Source organism: Companilactobacillus muriivasis (assembly GCF_036246245.1).
GTDB classification, from domain to species: Bacteria; Bacillota; Bacilli; order Lactobacillales; family Lactobacillaceae; genus Companilactobacillus; species Companilactobacillus muriivasis.
On sequence record NZ_BTTQ01000003.1, the window covers coordinates 221,309 to 242,283 of the forward strand.

Annotated in this window: 19 protein-coding genes; 7 read left to right on the forward strand and 12 right to left on the reverse strand. The window is 38.1% G+C overall.

Annotated features, from left to right (window positions below):
• A partial coding sequence (locus AAA923_RS05345; RefSeq protein ID WP_338215234.1) for an SLAP domain-containing protein occupies window positions 1–1,859 on the forward strand: 1,859 nt, incomplete at its 5' end.
• 374 nt (window positions 1,860–2,233) lie between these two features.
• Here AAA923_RS05345 and guaB read toward each other — a convergent pair.
• Both guaB and AAA923_RS05355 read right to left on the reverse strand, forming a co-directional pair.
• Window positions 2,234–3,712, reverse strand: a complete 1,479-nt coding sequence (gene guaB / locus AAA923_RS05350) for an IMP dehydrogenase (RefSeq protein ID WP_338215236.1) — start codon at window positions 3,710–3,712, stop codon at window positions 2,234–2,236.
• 130 nt (window positions 3,713–3,842) lie between these two features.
• Window positions 3,843–4,088, reverse strand: coding sequence for a hypothetical protein (locus AAA923_RS05355; RefSeq protein WP_338215239.1), 246 nt, complete (start codon window positions 4,086–4,088; stop codon window positions 3,843–3,845).
• Between the two features lie 258 nt (window positions 4,089–4,346).
• Between AAA923_RS05355 and AAA923_RS05360 the strand changes: the two genes are divergently transcribed.
• The 4 genes from AAA923_RS05360 (at window position 4,347) to AAA923_RS05375 (ending at window position 8,133) form a co-directional block, all read left to right on the forward strand.
• Complete coding sequence (locus AAA923_RS05360) at window positions 4,347–4,658, forward strand: nucleoside triphosphate pyrophosphohydrolase (RefSeq protein WP_041499056.1); 312 nt, start codon at window positions 4,347–4,349, stop codon at window positions 4,656–4,658.
• A 600-nt stretch (window positions 4,659–5,258) separates the two neighbouring features.
• Window positions 5,259–5,630, forward strand: a complete 372-nt coding sequence (locus tag AAA923_RS05365) for a DUF1304 domain-containing protein (protein WP_338215242.1) — start codon at window positions 5,259–5,261, stop codon at window positions 5,628–5,630.
• 301 nt (window positions 5,631–5,931) lie between these two features.
• On the forward strand, window positions 5,932–7,548 hold the full coding sequence (locus AAA923_RS05370; RefSeq protein ID WP_338215244.1) for a putative polysaccharide biosynthesis protein: 1,617 nt from the start codon (window positions 5,932–5,934) through the stop codon (window positions 7,546–7,548).
• Window positions 7,549–7,656: 108 nt separating this feature from the next.
• Window positions 7,657–8,133 carry a nucleoside deaminase gene (locus AAA923_RS05375; RefSeq protein WP_338215246.1) on the forward strand — a complete coding sequence of 159 codons (477 nt, stop codon included), beginning with the start codon at window positions 7,657–7,659 and terminating at the stop codon, window positions 8,131–8,133.
• A gap of 38 nt (window positions 8,134–8,171) precedes the next feature.
• On the opposite strand, the gene AAA923_RS05380 is transcribed toward AAA923_RS05375, so the two are convergent.
• The 4 genes from AAA923_RS05380 to AAA923_RS05395 form a co-directional block, all read right to left on the reverse strand.
• Entirely contained in the window at window positions 8,172–9,593 is a 1,422-nt protein-coding gene (locus tag AAA923_RS05380; protein ID WP_338215248.1) for a glycoside hydrolase family 32 protein, read from the reverse strand.
• A gap of 11 nt (window positions 9,594–9,604) precedes the next feature.
• The gene (locus tag AAA923_RS05385; protein WP_338215250.1) at window positions 9,605–10,957 is read right to left on the reverse strand and encodes a right-handed parallel beta-helix repeat-containing protein; all 1,353 of its coding nucleotides are present in this window, start codon (window positions 10,955–10,957) and stop codon (window positions 9,605–9,607) included.
• Window positions 10,958–11,082: 125 nt separating this feature from the next.
• Complete coding sequence (locus AAA923_RS05390; protein WP_338215252.1) at window positions 11,083–12,438, reverse strand: MFS transporter; 1,356 nt, start codon at window positions 12,436–12,438, stop codon at window positions 11,083–11,085.
• A gap of 134 nt (window positions 12,439–12,572) precedes the next feature.
• Window positions 12,573–13,559: a LacI family DNA-binding transcriptional regulator gene (locus AAA923_RS05395; protein ID WP_338215254.1), complete on the reverse strand. Its 987-nt coding sequence runs from the start codon at window positions 13,557–13,559 to the stop codon at window positions 12,573–12,575.
• A 232-nt stretch (window positions 13,560–13,791) separates the two neighbouring features.
• Here AAA923_RS05395 and scrK point away from each other — a divergent pair, with 232 nt between their 5' ends.
• Window positions 13,792–14,664: a fructokinase ScrK gene (scrK, locus tag AAA923_RS05400; RefSeq protein WP_338215255.1), complete on the forward strand. Its 873-nt coding sequence runs from the start codon at window positions 13,792–13,794 to the stop codon at window positions 14,662–14,664.
• A 141-nt stretch (window positions 14,665–14,805) separates the two neighbouring features.
• Window positions 14,806–15,528 carry a TVP38/TMEM64 family protein gene (locus AAA923_RS05405; RefSeq protein ID WP_338215257.1) on the forward strand — a complete coding sequence of 241 codons (723 nt, stop codon included), beginning with the start codon at window positions 14,806–14,808 and terminating at the stop codon, window positions 15,526–15,528.
• A gap of 60 nt (window positions 15,529–15,588) precedes the next feature.
• Here the strand turns inward: AAA923_RS05405 and AAA923_RS05410 are convergent, their stop codons facing one another.
• The 6 genes from AAA923_RS05410 to AAA923_RS05435 form a co-directional block, all read right to left on the reverse strand.
• On the reverse strand, window positions 15,589–15,996 hold the full coding sequence (locus tag AAA923_RS05410; protein WP_338215259.1) for a GtrA family protein: 408 nt from the start codon (window positions 15,994–15,996) through the stop codon (window positions 15,589–15,591).
• A 502-nt stretch (window positions 15,997–16,498) separates the two neighbouring features.
• Complete coding sequence (locus AAA923_RS05415) at window positions 16,499–17,296, reverse strand: metal ABC transporter permease (RefSeq protein ID WP_338215261.1); 798 nt, start codon at window positions 17,294–17,296, stop codon at window positions 16,499–16,501.
• Between the two features lie 3 nt (window positions 17,297–17,299).
• On the reverse strand, window positions 17,300–17,965 hold the full coding sequence (locus AAA923_RS05420) for a metal ABC transporter ATP-binding protein (protein WP_338215262.1): 666 nt from the start codon (window positions 17,963–17,965) through the stop codon (window positions 17,300–17,302).
• A 2-nt stretch (window positions 17,966–17,967) separates the two neighbouring features.
• Window positions 17,968–18,843 (reverse strand): metal ABC transporter solute-binding protein, Zn/Mn family, encoded by an 876-nt coding sequence (locus AAA923_RS05425; RefSeq protein WP_338215264.1) that lies wholly within the window; start codon window positions 18,841–18,843, stop codon window positions 17,968–17,970.
• A gap of 753 nt (window positions 18,844–19,596) precedes the next feature.
• Window positions 19,597–20,163: a hypothetical protein gene (locus AAA923_RS05430; RefSeq protein ID WP_338215266.1), complete on the reverse strand. Its 567-nt coding sequence runs from the start codon at window positions 20,161–20,163 to the stop codon at window positions 19,597–19,599.
• Window positions 20,164–20,236: 73 nt separating this feature from the next.
• On the reverse strand, window positions 20,237–20,974 hold the full coding sequence (locus tag AAA923_RS05435; protein WP_338215268.1) for an aspartate/glutamate racemase family protein: 738 nt from the start codon (window positions 20,972–20,974) through the stop codon (window positions 20,237–20,239).
• Between the last annotated feature and the right edge of the window lies 1 nt (window position 20,975).

Here is a 20,975-nt window from a genome sequence, read left to right on the forward strand (position 1 = left end):
AACCTACTTCTGTTATCGCTACTACCAATGTCGTTGATGGTAAGAACGTTGTTACTTATACTACTAACGATGGTAATAAAACCGTAATCGACAGTGAACATCCACTTCAATTGGTTGGTAATAATACCGATGAAGATGTTAATGGATCTGTCCTTACTAAACAGAGTACTGCTAAAGACGCTCCTAACACTCCAGTTACAGTTACTGTTCCTGCTGGTTCTATTGGTTCTCCTTCTCAACCAATCGATATAAATGTTCCTGGTTATAAACCTACTTCTGTTATCGCTACTACCAATGTCGTTGATGGTAAGAACGTTGTTACTTATACTACTAACGATGGTAATAAAACCGTAATCGACAGTGAACATCCACTTCAATTGGTTGGTAATAATACCGATGAAGATGTTAATGGATCTGTCCTTACTAAACAGAGTACTGCTAAAGACGCTCCTAACACTCCAGTTACAGTCACTGTTCCTGCCGGTTCTATTGGTACTCCTTCCCAACCAATAACCATAAATATTCCTGGCTATGAACCTGCTTATGTTATCGCTACTACCAATGTCGTTGATGGTAAGAACGTTGTTACTTATACCACTACTAATAGTGATGGTAAAAACATAGTTGTTGATAGTAATAACCCTCTTGCCTTAAGTGGAAAACATATTACTTCTGGTACTACATTCGATGACGTTCATACTTCTCAATCAGGTGTTGATAAAACCGTTTCTGTTACTATCCCTGATGATGCAGTGATCGGCACTCCTACTAAGGTCACCGTTTCCGCTCCTGGTTATGTTCCTCAAGATGTCTTAGCTACTGTTACTGAAGACAAAGACGGTAACTATTCTGCTACCTATACTTCTCTTGATGGTACGAAGGCTATTGACTTAGTCGCTCCTATCGCTTTATACGGCGAAAAGATTCCTTCTGGTACTAAAGTCGATGGTGTCATGACTGAACAAGCCGGCGTTAAAACACCTGTTTCTGTTACCATCCCTGACGGTGCTGTGATTGGTACTCCTACAGAGGTTACTGTTTCAGCTCCTGGTTATGTTGACCAAAAAGTAATGGCTACTATTGCTAAAGATGCAAACGGTATTTATTCTGTTACCTATACTACTAGCGACAGTAATAAAACAGCTATTGATAACGATGCACCTCTTGCACTAACAAGAAAACCATCAAGCGGTTCAAGTACCGTCAAACCTGTGGATCCAACTGAAGGTGTAATTGAACAAAAAGTTCAAACAATCTCAACTTATTCTGACAAGCCAGACGTTGAACTTTATCAACTAGGTTCTGACAATAAGATGTCACAAATCACAAATCGTTCTCTTGCAACTGCTTCAAACTGGTACAGCGATGCTACCGTCACAATCGATGGTGTTAGCTACTACCGTGTTGCTACTAACGAATGGGCTAAGATGAGTCAAGCTTATCCATATCAAGCACTCAACTTACACATCAGAACTTATAACGACTCTGAAAAGGCTTTGTACAAAGCTGAAGATGTAGTTATTAGTAATGAAACGCTAGCTCCAAGCAGCAGTTGGATTACAGACCGTGAAACTTACGTTATCAACAATACTAAGTACTATCGTGTTGCTACTAACGAATTTGTTAACGCCGATGATGTTTATGTTTACTCACCAGTAAGCATGGTCGTAACAACTCACGCTAACCAATACACGACCGTTTACAATGCTAAAGGCGCTGCAGTTACTGACAGATCATTAAATAGCGATAGTAGTTGGAAAGTTGATAGTATTACATATATCAACGGTGACAAATATTATCGTGTTGCTACTAATGAATTTGTTAAAGCTAGTGACGTTGACATTAATACTCTTCGTTAAAAACGATTTAAAATTTCAGCATTCAAAAAAATACAATAGATACTAAAAAGACCTACCTGAACTTCTTATATATGAAGTTTAGGTAGGTCTTTTTTCTGTTTATATATGCAGTGGCTCTAAAACGAGTTCCGACAGGGCAACTCCTTCCGCTTTTCATATTTAAGCAAATCACACGCAAAATCAGCGTGCAATTCACTTAAATACGAAAATGCTCGGGAGCTGACCGCCCTGTCTCCACTCTCTACTTTTAAAACGAGTTCCGCAGGCCAATTTCTTCCGCTTTGCCTAACTTCCCAAACTATCCGCACAAACCGCGGATAATTCGTGAAGTCATGCAAATGCTCGGAAATTCCCGGGCCTGCTCCACTCTCTGATTATTTCACTGAATAATTAGGAGCTTCCTTAGTAATAGTAACATCATGTGGATGTGATTCTCTCAAACCTGCGTTTGAGATTTGAACGAATTGGGCATCTTGTAATTCTGTTAAATTATGAGCACCAACGTAACCCATACCTGAACGTAGTCCGCCAAGTAATTGATAAATTACATCGCCGACAGCACCTTTAGCAGCAACTCTACCTTCGATACCTTCAGGAACTAACTTATTAGCTTCATTAACGCCACTTTGGAAGTAACGATCTGAAGAGCCATGTGACATTGCGGCAAGGCTTCCCATACCACGATATGTCTTGAAACGACGGCCTTGATAAATTTCGAATTCACCAGGTGCTTCGTCAGTACCTGCCAACATTGAGCCAAGCATAACGGCGTTACCACCACCTGCTAGAGCTTTTACAATGTCACCTGAATACTTGATACCACCATCAGCAATAATTGTCTTACCATACTCGTGAGCAACGCTCGCAGCATCATAGACAGCTGTTAGTTGAGGTACACCGACACCGGCAACGATTCTTGTTGTACAAATTGAACCAGGTCCGATACCAACTTTAACAACATCAACTCCGGCATCGTAAAGTGCGCGAGTTCCTTCAGCAGTTGCTACATTACCAGCAATCAATGTAGCTTCAGGGAACTTCTCTCTGATTTGTGAAATCTTTCTGAGGACGCCAGCTGAGTGGCCATGAGCAGTATCAATGATAATTGCATCGGCACCAGCTTTAAGCAAAGCTTCGGCACGTTCAAAAGTATCGCTTGTTACACCAACGGCTGCAGCAACCAATAGACGGCCATATTGATCTTTAGCGGCATTGGGAAATTCTTTAACTTTTTCAATATCCTTGATTGTAACTAGTCCGCCGAGACGACCATTTTCGTCAATCAAAGGTAATTTTTCAATCTTGTGTTCTTGGAGAATTTGTTCAGCTTCTTTAATTGATGTACCAACTGGTGCAGTAATCAAGTCTTCACTAGTCATTACAGTACCAATTTTTACTGAGTAATCTGTGATAAAACGAAGATCACGGTTCGTAATAATACCAACTAATTTCAAATCAGTTGTGTTAGTAACGATGGGAACACCACTGATACGATATGTACTCATCAATTTTTCAGCTTCACTAACTTTATCGTCAGCTGTTAAGTAAATTGGGTCGATGATAACCCCATTTTCAGAACGCTTAACTTTTGAAACCTCGTCAGCTTGTTGTTCAATACTCATATTCTTGTGAATAACACCTAATCCACCTTGACGAGCCATTGCAATGGCCATTGGTGCTTCGGTAACTGTATCCATACTTGCACTCAAAATTGGAGTGTTTAGTTTAATATTCTTAGCTAATTGAACTGATAAATCTACTTCATTTGGTAAAACGTGACTCTCTGCTGGTATTAATAAGACATCATCAAAAGTGAATCCCTTTTTATCAAATTTTGTATCCCATGCCGACATGATATTCCTCCTAAGATTTTATCTTTACCTATTAGTGGGTAAAATTTATAAACATGGTATCTAATTTCTTGGCGTTAGTCAATTAAAGTTTGTGAAATAAAAAGGACTTGCCTACTGAAAGACAAGCCCACTAATACATTTTTATCGCTATAACTTTATAATTTAATAATTTTTGTTTTTTCAAATAAAAGTCAAAACTGCGTTTTTTCAAGCATAACTTATATTTGATAACATCATTTTTCTTGGAAATCAGTTCATCGATCCGATACAAACCATCGTTATGATTGCGTTTCAAATAATCAGCAGTCGCATTATCAACTGAGATTTTGGCAATTATATCTTTATTTTCTAAAACATCCTCACAGGCCTGGATCATCCTCCTACGAATAAAATCATTTACGAATAAAGTAATAATTATACCTATTATAATCAGTAAGAGGAGTCCACCAAACACTTCCGTAAAAATCAAATTTGATAGATTCATAAGCATCAACACTTTTTATTAGGTTTATTTAAATAAATCATATCACGCTACTATTATTGTTATCAAATTGCACGCCTATCCGTTTTGATTTGGTTCTTTCTTACCTTCATGGTAAGATTTCTCTACAAACGTTTTAGGGGGAATCTACATATGAAAAAGTTAGTTCGGGACAAAATACCCGATATTCTTTCCGACGTTGCCGAATTCGAAGTTCTCTCCAATGAGGACTATCGATCATCACTCCGCGACAAAGTCACAGAAGAAGCTATTGAAGTCAAACAAGCTGAAACACGGGCTAATCTAGTTGAAGAATTAGGGGATCTAGAGGAAGTCATCCGTGCCATTTTAGAAGACGCTTCAATTACATATGAAGAAATGGACAGCCTTCGCCAAGCAAAAATTAATCAAAAGGGTAAATTTGCACAAAAATTTGTTATGATAAAGCCTGATGAAGAATCGTAAAATGTTATGGTTCTTCTTTTTTGTTCCGTCTCCAGAGCTGGGAAATATTCTCAAGCTGTGCGGAACGGTCCGAGCCAAAATGCGGTCTCGAACCTCGGTTTGAAGCCTTGACACAGTTCGTCAAGTCTCCAAACACGTCCGGTGGTATAAGTACGGAAGATTCCTTCCGTACTTATACCACTACCACGGCACACAAATATTTCCCAGCTCTTCCGACTAGTTATCTGTTATTAAATTGAGTGTATGAATACTAAATATAATCGTTGCCGTAGCAGCCTAAATTATGGTTTATTTAGCAAGTCAATTTAATACTTTATTATTCGTAATATATAGAAACCAAATCAGTCGGAAGGTATGAGAATATTTACCAGCTGTGGTAGTGGCGTTAGATCTTTAGCTCTTACACCACCGGGCGAGTTTTGAGATTCGCGTACTTTGCGAAGCTCAAAATCGAGGTTCGAGACCGCCCTTCGGCTCGGACCGGTCCGCATAGCAGGTAAATATTCTCATATCTGGAGACCCCAACACCAAAGCTTATTTGTACAACAATTCAAAACAGTTTATTATGGTACTTATACTTTTAATAGAAAGAAGATTACAATGCAAATCTTAACTTTATTTTTAGTGGCATTAGTTGCCCTAGAACACATTGGAATTGCTGGTTTAGAGATGTTTGCCAAACCAGATATTCAAGCTAATGCTTTCGATATGCCAGTTAACTTTGTAAAAACCAAGGAAGCGCAAACTGCACTTTCCAACCAAGGGATTTACAATGGTATGCTCGGCGTTTTAATTTTAATGATGATATTATTTTTCACCGGTTCAGTCTTAAAAACAATTTTAATTATGTTGATGATTTATATTATTGTGGTGGCAGTCTATGGCGCCGTTACAGCAACCAAGAAAATCCTATATATGCAAGGTTTACCAGCACTAATCGCTTTAGCTTTTGTGGTGATTTTCTACAAGTAATTTAAAACATATCTAAACCAGTCCACCAAAGGAATGATTTAAATATTTCAAATATTATGAAGTATAGAAAACACGAGTCGGAGGCTGACTGTAATATAGTTAGCAGTGCGTGTGTTGTTATGGCTTTAGCCATTACAACACCGATGTATTTTGAGATTTGCGAATCATGCAAAGCTCAAAATCAAGGCGCGAGACCTTGGCTCGCACCGGTCGCACAGCAGACTATATTACAGTCAGGTTCCGGCGGCATTTTTCAATACCTTCTATAATATAAGTAATTTTATAAAGAATGGAAAACAAAATGAAAAAAGATTCATTATTAAAAAGTTCCCTCTGGATTTCGCTAAGCGGAATTCTTTCTAGAATTCTGTCCGTTATCTACATCATTCCATGGAACATCTGGATTGGACCCATTGCCGTTGGGGCTGCGAATGCCCTGTATGGTAAAGTCTATAACATTTATAACCTCTTCTTAATCATTGCGACTGCTGGTATTCCTTCGGCCATTTCCAAAGAAGTTGCCGCTCACAATGCTTTAGGTCGTTTTGATCAAAGTGAAAAGCTCTTTAAAAAATATACGATTTATATGTCGTTAGTCGGTGTCGTCTTAGCCTTTATCATGTTCTTCGGAGCTAAATATGTGGCTATCGTTCTAGCTGCAGGCGATATGCGTGTTGTAACGCCGATTAAATACTTGAGTGTGGCAATGTTAATTATCCCTGCCCTCGGTATTTTACGTGGTTACATCCAAGGTTATGCGTTTATTTCTTACTCAGCCTTTTCTCAAGTTATCGAACAAATTGCCCGTGTTGCTTACATGCTTTACGCTACATACACAATAATGGTTCTTCAAAAAGGTAACTACATGACTGCTGTTAACCAATCAACTTTAGCTTCATTCATTGGTGCAACGCTCGCTTACCTATTCCTATTGTGGATTCGTATCAAAGTTCGCCGTTCTGTTACCGTTACAGATATCAAAACGACAAAAGATATTCCAACAGATGAAAACACGCCTGATATCAACTTCAATTCCATGCTTCGTTCAGCTATTCCATTCCTATTAGTTGATACGATTATGACCGTTTTGCAATTATTCGATCAAACAACATTTAGTTGGATCTATGAATTGATTTTGCATGCTAGTCAACGTACAATCGATGATCTTTACGCTATGTTTGGATTCCAAGCTAACAAGTTGATCATGGTATTAGTTTCTCTAGCAATTTCCGTATCATCTTCAGTTATCCCAGCACTTTCAGCTATGATTAGCCGCAAGGTTGGTACAGAACAAATTCAAAAATTGATGCGTAACATCGTTCAATTTACAGTGTTCATTATTTTACCAGCAACTTTTGGTATGATTGCCATCAGTCGCCAATTATGGACAGTCTTCGTTTTCTACGACCAAAGTATCCTCGGTTCAAAAGTGCTGATAGTATCTTGTTTTGAAGCATTTTTCTACTGTGTCTTTATGATTTTGGAAAACATTTTGCAAGTTTCACATCACGTCAAAAAATCACTCATCTACCTAGCAATTGCCTACCTACTTAAAGTTGTCCTACAATTGCCATTAACGTTGGCTCTGGGCGTCTATGGGCCACTGGTAGCCTCAACGATTGCCTTCATGGTCATGGGACATTTTGCATTTAGATTGATCAACAAACAGTTCCAAGTTGTCGATAAGGAATTGGGTAAGAAATTACTCCGCATTCTAATCGACGGTTTAATCATGTTGGCGGTAGTTGCTGTAGCTGACTTCTTAGTGGTCAAAGTTATCTCTGATGCAACTAAGATTGGCGCAACAATCGTTATTATCATCTGTGGTTTAATTGGAGTTGCCGTTTACGGATTCCTCAGTTATAAAGATGGTTCGTTGAACATTTTGAAAGATATTCGTGATACTAAAATTTATTAATGATTAAAGACTGGAGAATAAAAATTCTTCAGTCTTTTTATATACAACATATTTAAAATACATATATTTTTGAATTATAATAATCGTAAATTAGGGGGTGTTTATTTAATGGCATATGAAAAGAAGTTTATGGAACTGGCTGCTAATGAGGCTCAAAAAAATGTTGATACTGATGTTGGCGGTCCATTTGGAACTGTAATTGTTAAAGACGGGATAGTTATTGCTCAAGGCAGAAACCACGTTTTATCGAGCGATGATCCCACAGCCCATGGTGAAATTTACACTATTCGGAAAGCCTGTCAAAAACTAGGTACACATGACCTATCTGGATGTGAACTGTATACGAACGCTTACCCTTGTCCAATGTGCCTCGGTGCAATTATTTGGTCCAATATCAAAACTTGTTACTACGGTAATACGGCGGAAGATGCTAAAAACATCGGTTTTCGTGATGATGACATTTATAAATTCATGGAAGGCGGCCTTTCAGATAAGGATGTCCTTAATCTGGAACAACATGACCGCGATACTACTATTAGAGCGTTTAACAGTTTTGAAAAAGACGCTGAACATACAATTTATTAAAAAAAGAAGTTTGGATTTTAAAATCCAAGCTTCTTTTTTTAGAATTTAACAGCTTTACCTTCCAATTCATAAACATCTGCTGAAACGTCAGTATCCTTATCAGTAACTACGTTCAACTGAGCTTCATCAGCATAGAATCTTTCAGTAAAGGTTCTAACACCATCATTAACAAAGATTTCTACGGAACTAGTATCAACAAACAAATGTAACTTCAAATTACCGCCAACGTTTATCATAGCCTCACGCTCGCCATCGTCACCTGTACGATTCAAAATCATCTTGCCTGCTTGATACTTCAAACTGAGAATATTTTTATCCTGAGAATCCTTCAACTCAATTCCGGAACCCTCTAAGTCAGTAGCTTTAAAGTCTAGTAAAGCTTCATACTGCTTTGTTCCAGAAGTTAATTGTTTCAATCCATTCACTACACTATTTTCATGAACTAAATCGCTAGTTCTCAATTGTTCCAACTCTTTAATCGGTCTCATTTGTAGAACGCCATCTTGGTAGACCAGCTCACGTGGCAATGTCAAAGCTCCGGCCCAGCCATCTTCACTTTCAGGCATAGCACTTTCCCACATATCCATCCAACCGACAACAACTCGGCGACCATCTGGTGTCAAAGTTGTTTGAGTGGCGTAGAAATCATGTCCATTGTCTAGTTCAGTAAATTCACCATGTTCAAAATTATTAGTAGCGTAATTATAGTTTCCAACCAAATAACCCGTATTAAATAAATTCTTAAAACGACCATCATTTGCTTTAATACCTTGAGGTGACATCAATAAAATATCGTTATCTGCTAATCTAAAGAAATCTGGGCACTCCCAAACATAACCTTGTTGTGACACTCCGGTAGATTTAGCAAATGGTCCAACATAGTCCCAATCGGTCAAATTAGCTGACTTATACAACAATGTCCGACCAACTTTTGACTTATCCTGACTACCCAGAATCAAGTACCAGTTGCCATTGTTATACCAAACCTTAGGATCACGAAAATGAATTGTATTATCTGCTGGAGGTGTAGCGATAATAGGATTATTTTTATATTTTTTAAAATGAACGCCATCTTCACTGATAGCTAAATTTTGATTTTGCCAAAAATTATCAGGATCTCCGTCGTCATATAAGTGGTGACCGGTATAAATCAAATACATCTTGTTATCGTAAACGACCGCACTACCTGAGAAACAGCCATCCTTATCTTCCTCATCACCTGGTGTCAAAGCAATTGGCAAAGTTTCCCAGTGCACTAAATCCTTACTACGAGCGTGTCCCCAGTGCATTGGGCCCCATTTGGAATCATTGGGATAGTGTTGATAGAAGATATGGTAATACCCTTGGAAATAGCAGAATCCATTGGGATCATTGATCCAACCAGATGGTGCCATGATGTGATAGCCCAATCTGTAACGTTTATTAGTCAATTTGATAGGTTCAACTTTTAATTCTTGCATGATTTCTCCTTTTAATCTTTATCTTCAGCGAATGAAATTGTTGGTGTAGCTCTAAATCCATTGACCATTTTGTCGATAATAACTTGATTGTCATTTCCAGAATCAAGCACCATATTTCTTTGCGCTTTATCTTCAACCAATACCGTTGTTACATCGAATGAGGCTGATTCTTCAGTCGTCAACAAAGCATCAACTTGGGAGGCAAATGCAGAATCTCCGCTACCTGAATGAGCTTCCGAAGCGACAACATTATTATTAGAAATATAATTTTCACTACCTGCAGCAATTCTTATGATGACTGGTTTAACCCCAGCTGGTTTCAAATATTCTTTATCCATGATTTCAGAGAAATGATTGCCAATAACTGAGTTATTATTGCCGCTAATGTAAAGCAATCCGTAAGAATCATCGACGCCATTGTCGTGTTTTTGCATTGGTTTCCAAGGTTCACGATCATGTAAGAAGTGATTTGATGAAATAAGATTTTCGGAACAGCTTTGACTGAGAACTACCATACCAGCGTAAAAAGCATGCAAGATATTGTTTGAAACTAATGAACGAGTAACGGTATCAAAGTAAATTGTGCTGGCACCACGTGGGAAAATATTGTTGGCTGTAATTAGCAATTGAGCAAAGTTTTGAGCATAAATTGAATAACCTTTGAAACCGGCACCCATTAAATTATCGGTAACTTTCGATGCTTGACCCCAACCACGTAACTCAATACAGTTGCCACATTCAGCGATAAAGTTATTGTGAATCGTCAATGCATCGGCGTTATAAATCGTGATTCCATGTTCCAAATAAACGAATCCCATACCTGTGATACGGAATGAATCCTGGGCACTGCCTACGTAAATACCAGTTTTTCCATTAACATAAGTATTGTCAGGATTATCTTCGCCAGAACCATCGTCAACAAAGTGAACACCATCAATACAGAAATTAGAAAACTCAACGGAACTGATTCTTGGATCACCATCTCTTTTAACTAAGAAAGCTGCTCCTTTCGACTCATCAGCAGTTGGTTCCAAATCTACCAAGACACGACTGCCGCCGGGCCACAATTCATGTAAGTTAGGCCATTCATTTTGTGGAACATTGAAACGAATACTTGAAGAAGTAAAGCCATGCCCTGAACCGACAATTTTTAGAAAACTAATATCAATGACAACTTGAGTCTTCAAATGATAGTCAGCTGGTGGAAGATAAATGACAGCACCTGGTTTGCCACCATTGTTCTCATCACTGTTATTTTGTCTCTTCTTAATATCAGCGATAATACTATTAATTACAGCGCCAACATCCTCATAAGGATTGCCAACTGGCCATTCAGTTACGTCATAATAATTTTTATTACTCATTTTTATATCTCCTTTAATACATCATGTGTTATTTAAATATTCCGTCTACAGAGCTGGGAAATATTCTCAAGCTGTGCGGACCGTGCCGCGCAGCAGATGAATACTCTCAGCTCTGGAAACAACAACTAAGCATTAGCCAAATCTGCTCTAATCTTTGCTTCATTATTCTCAAATCTAGCATAGAAGAACATTGGAACAGCAGCGGCAATAAATAGAATTGCTGGTAACCAAACGAATGAGAAATTGATTCCAAATAATGATTGCTGACTTTGAACGTGATTAGGAATATAACCAAAGTATTGCATGATCTTGGATGGAATAAATCCACCGATACCACTACCTGCTTTGACACAGAAAGCGCTACCAATTGATGTCAAAAAACCACTGGCACGAATACCATTTTTCCATTGTCCATAATCAACAGCATCGGCTAACATCAAGAATGGCATTGAAGCGGCCATACCAGTACCGATTGAACCGATACAATACAATGTAACGATAGCAACACGGTTACTACCAACGAATTGGAAACCGATATTTGCTGCAGCTGCCAAAATTAATGAGGCAATGAAAACTGTTCTCTTATTAGTTTTCTTAACAAACATTGGGATCAAAATCATTCCGAGAACGGCGACAACGGATAAGCCACCAGCTACTGGTACTAATGATTTAGCGTGAATATTGTATTGGAAGTAATAAATCATACCTGAACTTCTGACAGTTGTTCCAATCCAGTACAATAAGTTCGTTATAACGATTAAAACCCAAGGCCAATTACTCTTAGTTGCTTTAACACTTTGTTTTAGTGAAATAGATTTCGTATTAGTTACGTTAACTTCACGCAAATTCCAAAAGGCAATTAAGAAAGCGGTGATTGATACAATACCTAATACTAAAAGTGTATATGAATATCCTTTACGATCATTACCTTGTCCCAATAATTGAACCATTGGCAAAACAACACTGTTGGCAACTAATAGACCAATATTTCCACCAACCATACGGTAAGAGTTCAAAACGGTTCTTTGTTCAGGGTCATTAGTTAAATTTGGCAAAATTGATGTCATTGGTGTACTGATACCAGTGTAGAGAATACCCGAAAGCACATAGGTAATTCCGGCGTAAACAATCTTGCTAGTTCCTGTTAAACCTGGCGTTGTAAATGTTAACCAAGTAAAAATTGCGAATGGTGCACATAGCCATAGAAAGTATGGTCGACTTTGACCCCAGCGTGTGTGGGTGTGATCAATCAAAAAGCCCCAAATTGGTGCATCAACCATATCTAGGAGTCTAGTAACCAAAAGGATGGTTCCGGCAACTCCAATTGCTAATCCAAAAGTATCTGTATAAAAATACAATAAGTACGTGCTAATACTTACAAACAAAACATTCCCACCAAAATCAGTGAGCGAATAACTTAACTTACGAAACAATGGAATTTCTTCAGATTTATCAACTTTTTCATCTATCTCTGTTTCCATGTTATCTTCTCCATTTCTTAAACTAGCATCTTCAATGTCAACCGGTTGACATATTGCTATAAAAAAATAAGCACTTAACAAAACGTATTGTAAATGCTTACATAAAATATGTCAACCGGTTATCACATTTTTTTCTAAACTGTTTTTCCACGCCAAACTTTTACAGGTAACACTTGATCGTACCCAGCACTATTGTCAGTAATTCTTTCAATCAACATGTTCACTGCAATCTCAGCCATCTGGTCGATTGGTTGCATAATGGTGGTTAAATTAGGCAACAAAATCCTTGTAGCTTCGGCCCCATCATATCCGACAATTTTTAAATCCTCAGGAACTTTATAGCCAAGGTTTTCAGCAATATCAATCACTTGTGCCGCATCCATATCGTTAGAAACAAACATACCATCAACATCTGGATGTTCTTTAAATATTCGTTTGATGAAATCGACTTTTTGATCAGCTCCATTATCAATATCAGTGAAATCTGATGTGTAAATTATCGGTGTCATGCCATGTTCTTGCATGGTATCTTCATAAGCCTGACGTCTTTTTTGAGCAGGTGATTTCAAATTTTGTGGGCCATTAGTATGGATGATTACTTTAGCACCACTATTTATCAGGAGTTCTGTTGCCAGCTTCCCCCCTTGATAGTTATCGGACGAAATAACAGGAATATCTTTATTAACGATTCGATCAATCGCAACGATTGGCAAATTAGTATGCTCATATTCGTCAATACCCTGGTTATGTGCACCAACAATTAAGCCGTCAACTTGATGTGACATTAATTCTTGCAGATATAATTTTTCCTTATCAGGATTATTCATCGAGTCGCCAAGCAACACTTTAAAGCCGGCATTGAACAACTTTTTTTCCATTGTCGCAACTAGTTGACCAAAAAAGGGATTATTGACAGTTGGAAAAATTAAGCCAACTAATTTGGTCTCTTGTTTGAATAATTGGCGAGCAACTGCGTTGGGTTGATAATTCAGTTCATCCATCGCATCGTGAACTTTTTTGATAGTTTTTTCACTCAAATAACCGCGTTTATTCAAAACTCTTGAAACAGTAGTCTTTGAGACGCCTGCCAATTCAGCAACATCATCTATTCTTACTTTCATTATTTCACCCACGCTATTTTCTCAGTAGTTCAATTATATCATGCCGTTTCCAGACCAGAGCTGAGAGTATTCATCTGCTGTGCGGAACGGCCCGAGAATATTTCCCAGCTCTGGAGACGGCATACTTAACAAGCACCACATATCTCAAAATAAAATTTAATTTGACGTAAAAAAAAATTAATAGTATCGTAAGTCGGTGAAAACGATTACTTAAATTTGAGGAGAAATAAATATGCTAGTAGGAAGTATTGAAGCTGGTGGTACAAAATTTGTCTGTGCCGTCGGTGATGAAGATTATCGTATCAAGGACAGCGTCCATTTCCCCACTACTACACCTGAGGAAACTTTACAAAAAGCTGTCGATTATTTTAAGAAATTTGACATTGAAGCTCTTGGTATTGCATCATTTGGACCAATTGAACTTCGTAAAAACTCACCAAAATATGGTTACATCACATCTACACCAAAACCAGGTTGGAAAGACACTGATTTCATCGGCAAGATGAAAGAAAACTTTGATATACCAATGTTCTGGACCACTGATGTTAACGGATCGGCTTTCGGTGAATATACAATGTCGACCCTAGCAAACGAAAAAATCGACTCACTTGTTTACTACACAATCGGTACTGGTGTTGGTGCTGGTGCCATTTCTGACGGTAAGTTTGTTGGAAATATGGGTCACCCCGAAATGGGTCACACATTCTTGAAACGTCACCCTGATGACCTTGATTTCAAAGGTATCTGTCCTTTCCACGGCGACTGTCTTGAAGGTTTAGTTGCTGGACCAACATTTGATGCCCGTTTAGGCAAACCTGGTAAAGATGTGCCATTGACTGACCACGTTTGGGACATCATGGCTTACTATGTTGCTCAAGCTGCTATTCAGGCAACTTTGATTCTTCGTCCAGACAAGATTGTCTTTGGTGGCGGAGTTGTCAGTGAGGCCTTCTTAGTAAAAGTACGTGCCCAATTCAAAGAACTTCTTAACGATTACGTTGAAGTTCCCGACCTCGAAAAATATATCACGATGCCAGTAGTCAAAAATAACGGTTCTGCAACGTTAGGTGACTTCGCTTTAGCAATTCGTGAATTACAAGACTAATCACTTAGTTAATACAAGAAAAGCTAGTAACCCTTGGGGATTACTGGCTTTTTTTGTATTTCTACTAGATTTATTACGTTACTTTCACAAACAAATATGCTAAGTTGAACATATAAATATTCTTTTTTTGGGGGGCAATTGATGAAGCTTTGGCATAAAGTACTTTTCATATCGCTAGGTATCTTAGGACTAGTCGGACTACTATTTGCTATCTGGATCAATTATCGCGAAGTAGTCACGACCTTCTTTGCCTATGCCTTCGATCGCCAAACGCTAATTAATTTATTACGACACCAAGGAAAACATAACGCCGTTTTATTTATGGCTGTGATTGCGATAGGATCAGCGATTCCCGGCATGCCCATAGCGGCTGTAGCGATACTGAGTGGAGTCTGTTTTGGTAGCTGGTTAGGCTTTTTAATTAACATTGTTGGAATCTTCCTTGGCAATTTATTGGCCCTATACATTTTGGGAGAATTTCCACATAAAGTCAGACCAAGTCGCTTCCGCCCCATCGCTGACCGTCTAAAAAATATGAATCATCCAAGATTGGGATTGAGTATCGGCTATGCGGTCCCAATGCTACCAACATTATTGGTCAATTATGCAGCAATCGAAATGAAAATGTCCTTAAAAAATAAAGCCGTTTGTATCCTAATCGGATCACTGCCAGTCTCATTCTTATATGCTTTCGGCGGTGATGCACTCCTTATCGGAAATACCAAAACAGTCGTTATAACGGTGGTTCTGGTTCTCTTATTATTTGGACTATATGAAGTTATCAGAAGAGATCAACGGGTAACATTGAAAATGCCAGCTAACCTAACAAAGATTCACGAAGAAATTAAAAATCAACGCAGTTAAATAGCCAAATAAAAAACCTCTCAGTTCACATACTAAACGTGAATTGAGAGGTTTTTTCTGCTAACTTCTTTTTCTAAAAATAATAAATTTACTAAAAATATAATTAAGTAAAACAACGACAACATTAGCAACCAATTTAACGATAAATCCATTCCCATGCAACAGAATCATACCAATGTACATCGTTCCTTGATCAATTACCCAAGAGCCACCTCTAAACAAGAAGAATGATCCCATTTCCTGAAAGAAAGCCTTCCAAGTAGTCGTATGAGAATCAAATACCCACAACTTATTAGTAACATAGGCAAAAATAACTGAAATCAAATATGCGATGGCATTAGCAATTTGAGAATTCATGCCCATCATTCGCCACAATAAAGCAAAGGCTGCGTAATTTACTACTGTTGTTAAAACTCCGAAAAACAAATAAGGAATCGCATCCTTATATTTATTCCATAATTCTTTCATAATTTATTATCCTTATTATTGGTCGTCTACAGGGATAAGAATATTAACCTGCTATGCGAACCGGTCCGAGCCAAAATGCGGTCTCGAACCTCGGTTTGAAGCCTTGCACAGTTCGCAAGTCTCCAAACACGCCCGGTGGTGTAATGGCTAAAGCCATAACGCCACACCCACAGCGGGTTAATATTCTTATCCCTTCCGACTAATTGATTTTATATATATGAATTAGTACTAACTCATATATAACGTTCTAAATTAATTTAATATAAATATCTAAATAAAATTACAGTCCAACGATTATAAAAAATGTAAAAAATACATTAGCCGAAGGTCGCGAGTTATGGAGACAGCTGTGGTAGTGGAGTTAGGACTTTAGTCCTTACTCCACAGGGCGACTTTGGAGACTTGCCGATTTTGCAAGGCTTCAAAGCGAGGTGCGAGACCTTGGCTCGCGCCGGTCCTCATAGCAGGCTCCATAACTCGCGGCCTTCGGCGGCTCTAAAACTTAATGATTAAGTTTCCAGTTTTTATAACTCAAGCCCAAGAAATAAGCAATTACCTCGAAGCCTGAAATAAAGAATGTAACTGGCCAATTGGTGATAAACGCCAAATACAAGCCTAACCAAACTCCAGCCAATGACAATCCAACTGAAACCATAATCAACTTTGGCACGGTATGAACCACATATTTAGCCGTTGCACCTGGCAATGTCAAAAGTACGAAAACTAATAATGAACCTACGATCTGAGCCCCGATACTGACGCTCAGAGCCAATGTTACTAAGAAAGCAATCGATAGTAATCTGGTCTTCAAACCGGCTGCACGGGCTCCTATATGGTCAAATGAATCAAATGACAGTGGTTTATAGAAAATAATGAAGACGAATATGACGAATAATGCCAAAATCATCAACTGATTAACTTCTTTGGAACTGATTCCCACGATACTTCCGAACAAAATATTTGTTGCATAACTGCTTGATTCCGAAGATAGCGATAAAAACAGGATTCCTAAACCAATAAATAACGACGAAATCGCACTGATTGAAGCTTCTCGACGTGACGATTCCGAACTTAAACTACCGACAGCGACGGAACTGACCAATGTAAAAAGGATCATCCCTGCTAATGGTGAAATTCCAACTAAAATACCAAATGAAGCACCCGCAAATCCGATTTCTGACAAGGTATGAGACAGAAATGACATGTTTCTAGAAACGACGAATACTCCGACTAATCCGGCTGTTATCGCAATAAATGTACTAGCAATAAAGGCCTCGCGCATAAATTCATACTCAAACATAATCTAACCTCCCATATCAAACATATCTTCAGAAACATCAGCCACATTTACTTCTTCAATCGTCTTATGCTTGAAGAACAGTGCCCGACTAGTGTACTTTTTCGTCAACTCATAATCATGAGTAATGAAGATAACAGTTAAATTATATTTGTGATTCAATTCTTCCACGAGATCCATCAGTTGCATCTTAACTTCAACATCCAGACTAGCTGTCGATTCATCCAAAATTAAAACTTTCGGATCATTCAACAATGCTTGGGCTAAATAAGCCTTCTGTTTTTCACCACCAGATGCTAAACCTAATGGACGTTTTTTTAATTCTGTCAACTTAGTTTTTTCCAAAATTTCTTCAATAATGGCATTATCGTGACGGCGTTTGGCTGGACTTAAAGTGAACTTCAAATTCAGACGGACAAATTGTTCAATATCCAAAGGATAATCGATATCAATATTGCGAAATTGGGGCACATAACCAATTGTCTGCTTGTCGATTTTTAACTCGCCGCTAGTCTTCTTTTCCAATCCCATCATGATTTTAACTAAAGTCGTTTTACCCGAACCATTGGGACCAATCAAACTAATAAAATCACCCGCTTGAATCTTGAAATTAAGATTCTTAAAAACGAGTTGTTTTCCAAAGCTTTTGCTTAAATTTTTTGCCTCAATCACAGCTATTTCTTCACTATCCTTTCAATCTGAGCGATGTTTCCATCCATCCAGTCATAATATCCTAAATCACTAGGCAATGTTTCCGTAAAGTAAACGATTGGTACATGATATTGCTTAGCTAAACCTGTCATCTTAGTAATGATACCGCTGGTAACTTGTTTATTAACAACTAAAAAGCTGACTTGATGATTCTTCAAACCATTTTCCATATCTTTAACATCTTCAATTGAAGGGTCAGTATCATCCTCAATCGCTTTAGCAAAGTGTGGGTTGGCAATCGTTACGCCGAGATCTTTTAGCAGATAGTAAGGCAAAGGTTCTGTGACATAAGCCTTTTTCCCATTAGTGTACTTTTTCAAAGCATCTTCTCTTTGGATTAAACTATCTAATTTTAAATCATATTTCTTAAAGTTAGCTTGATAATAAGCTTTATTTTTCGGATCAACCTTGCTCATGCGTTGATAAATTGACTGGCTCAACTTTTGAACATTGCGAACGCCAAACCAAACATGCTCATTAGCACCATCTTTTTTATCAAGCACATCCCCGTCAAAATCAATCAAATTTTTATTCTGACTATTTGCGGCAACAATTTTGTTGACCCAATCGTCATAACCTAAGCCACTCGACACAACCAATCGCGAATCCGCAATCAATTTTGCATCGTTACTTGAGGGTGAAAAACTATGAGGATCAACATTAACCGACTTAATGATCGACTCCACTTTATATTTATTGCCAACAACACTCTTAATTGGCTCAATGTACGTATTGACCGTTGTTGTGATGATTTTTGGAGACGTTGGTCGGTGACTACATCCCCCGATAAAAATCAGTAGCGAAAATAAAACCAATAAAAATCCTTTTCTTTTCCGCATTTACTATCCTCTATTTATATATATTTAAACGTTGCCGCCTCCGGGTTCGAGGGAGATAGGTTAACCTGCTGTGGGGACCGGTGCGAGCCAGAGTTCGGTCTCGCGCCTCGATTTTGAGCCGAAAACCACGTCTCAAAACTCGTCCTAGTGTTGTAATGGCTGAAGCCATAACAACTCTTCCCACTGCTGGTTACCTATCTCCCTCGAACCCTCCGGCTAATGTATTTTTTTCAGTCATAAATAATTAATCGCTGTTCGTTGAATAAATAATATCCAACTTGTATATCAATGATTGAGATTCCTAATGATTCTAGTTTTTTGAATTTATATTTTTAGTTCTTAAATCCTTCAATCTATCTATTCGAACCAATTAATAAAATTAATTCTATTATTAAACATTCAACAACAATATGTTCAATACGTCTGACCAATTAATTTTAAACCAAAACCTGAGCCTCCGGCCGTCAGTAATGTAGTCCAGCCATGGAGGTGGCGTTACGGCTTCAGCCGTTACACCACGGGACGAGCTTGGAGACTTACCGGTTTTTGGTAAGGCTTCAAGTCGAGGTTCGAGACCGCACTTCGGCTCGGACCGGTCCCCATAGCGGACTACATTACTGACGACCGGAGGCGGCATACTTCCATATCAACAGCCTATAAAACCAAAATAGAGGCCAGAACAAAACATAAATGTTTTGTACCGACCTCCTAAAAATATAACTAATTATTATTGTAAAGGCAAGCTACACGCCATTACCAAATTTGGAAATACTGTCCATTTGCGGGAACTAAATAGCTTCCAACAGGTGAATCGGAATTTTTACTATAGATATTTATTTGATATCCAGTAACATTATCCCAAGTAACTTTTCCATTGGCAACATATTGTGTTGTTGACTTGTCATATGTTGAACTCAATTTATCTGCTAAGAATTGAACTGCTTGATCAGCTGTTGTTAGGCTAACTTGTGTCTGTTGTTGGCCTTGGCTTTGTGATGTCTGATCGTTATTAGTTGTACTTGAATCATTTGTATCACTGTTATTACTACTATTGTCATTCGTTTGGTTAGTATTACTATTATTTGATGAATTTTGACTATCTGTTGTCTTTGATTCATCCGAACTTGAATTTGTATCTGAAGCACTCTTAGTGTCTGCTGGAGCTGACTTAGTTGTCTTAGCAGGAGCTTTCTTGGTACTGCTACTCTTAGTAGAAGTATCAGAACTTGATGCTGATTGTGTACTTGCGGATTGTTGTGAACAACCTGCTAATAAAACCCCTGAGAAGATAACTGCGAAGATAGATAATCTCTTAAACATGTGGAAATACCTCCTTATACACTCAATATTATATCGAATGCCGGTTTATTTTCGCAATGTTTCTCATGAAACATTAATAAATCTTAGTAAAATCGACTTTTTCGCCACGACGAATTTTTTCGGCAAATTCAATCGACTTGTCGACGATAATCCCTTGTCCATCAATCACGTTGTAAGGATGGTCACCAGCTTTTTCTTGTGCCAGTGATAGTTCTGTACAGCCTAGAACAATGACGTCACAGCCAAATTTATCATGCATTGTCTGCAAAATATGGTGATACTTTTCAGCGTTAACTTGACCTTTGACTTTAATATCGTCGTAAATCAAACTTTCAACTTGATCTTGAACTTCTTGGTCACCCAAGCTGTATTCAAAACCAGCATCTTTAATTTCATTTTCGTAAATATGATCAGCAATCGTACCCTTAGTAGCAATCAAACCAATTCGTTTAGCATTAGGATACTGCTTTTTCATTACGCTAATAGCCATGTGTGGCATGTGAATCAATGGCACATCAGTGGCTGCTTGCAATTCTTTATAGTAATAATGAGCTGTATTACAGATTAAAACCATGAATTCTGGATGAAACATACTTTGTTGCTTGATATCTTCAATCAATGGAGGTAAAAAGCTAGGTTTACTGTTGTCCAAGATATGTGCTGTTCGATCGGGAACTGTTGAGTGATTTACCAAAATATAATCCAAGTAATCTTGGTCTTTTTCAGTTGGTGTTCGTTCATTCAACAAGTGCACATAACTTTCAGTGGCTAAACTTCCCATACCACCTAATACGGTAAAGAATTTCTTCATA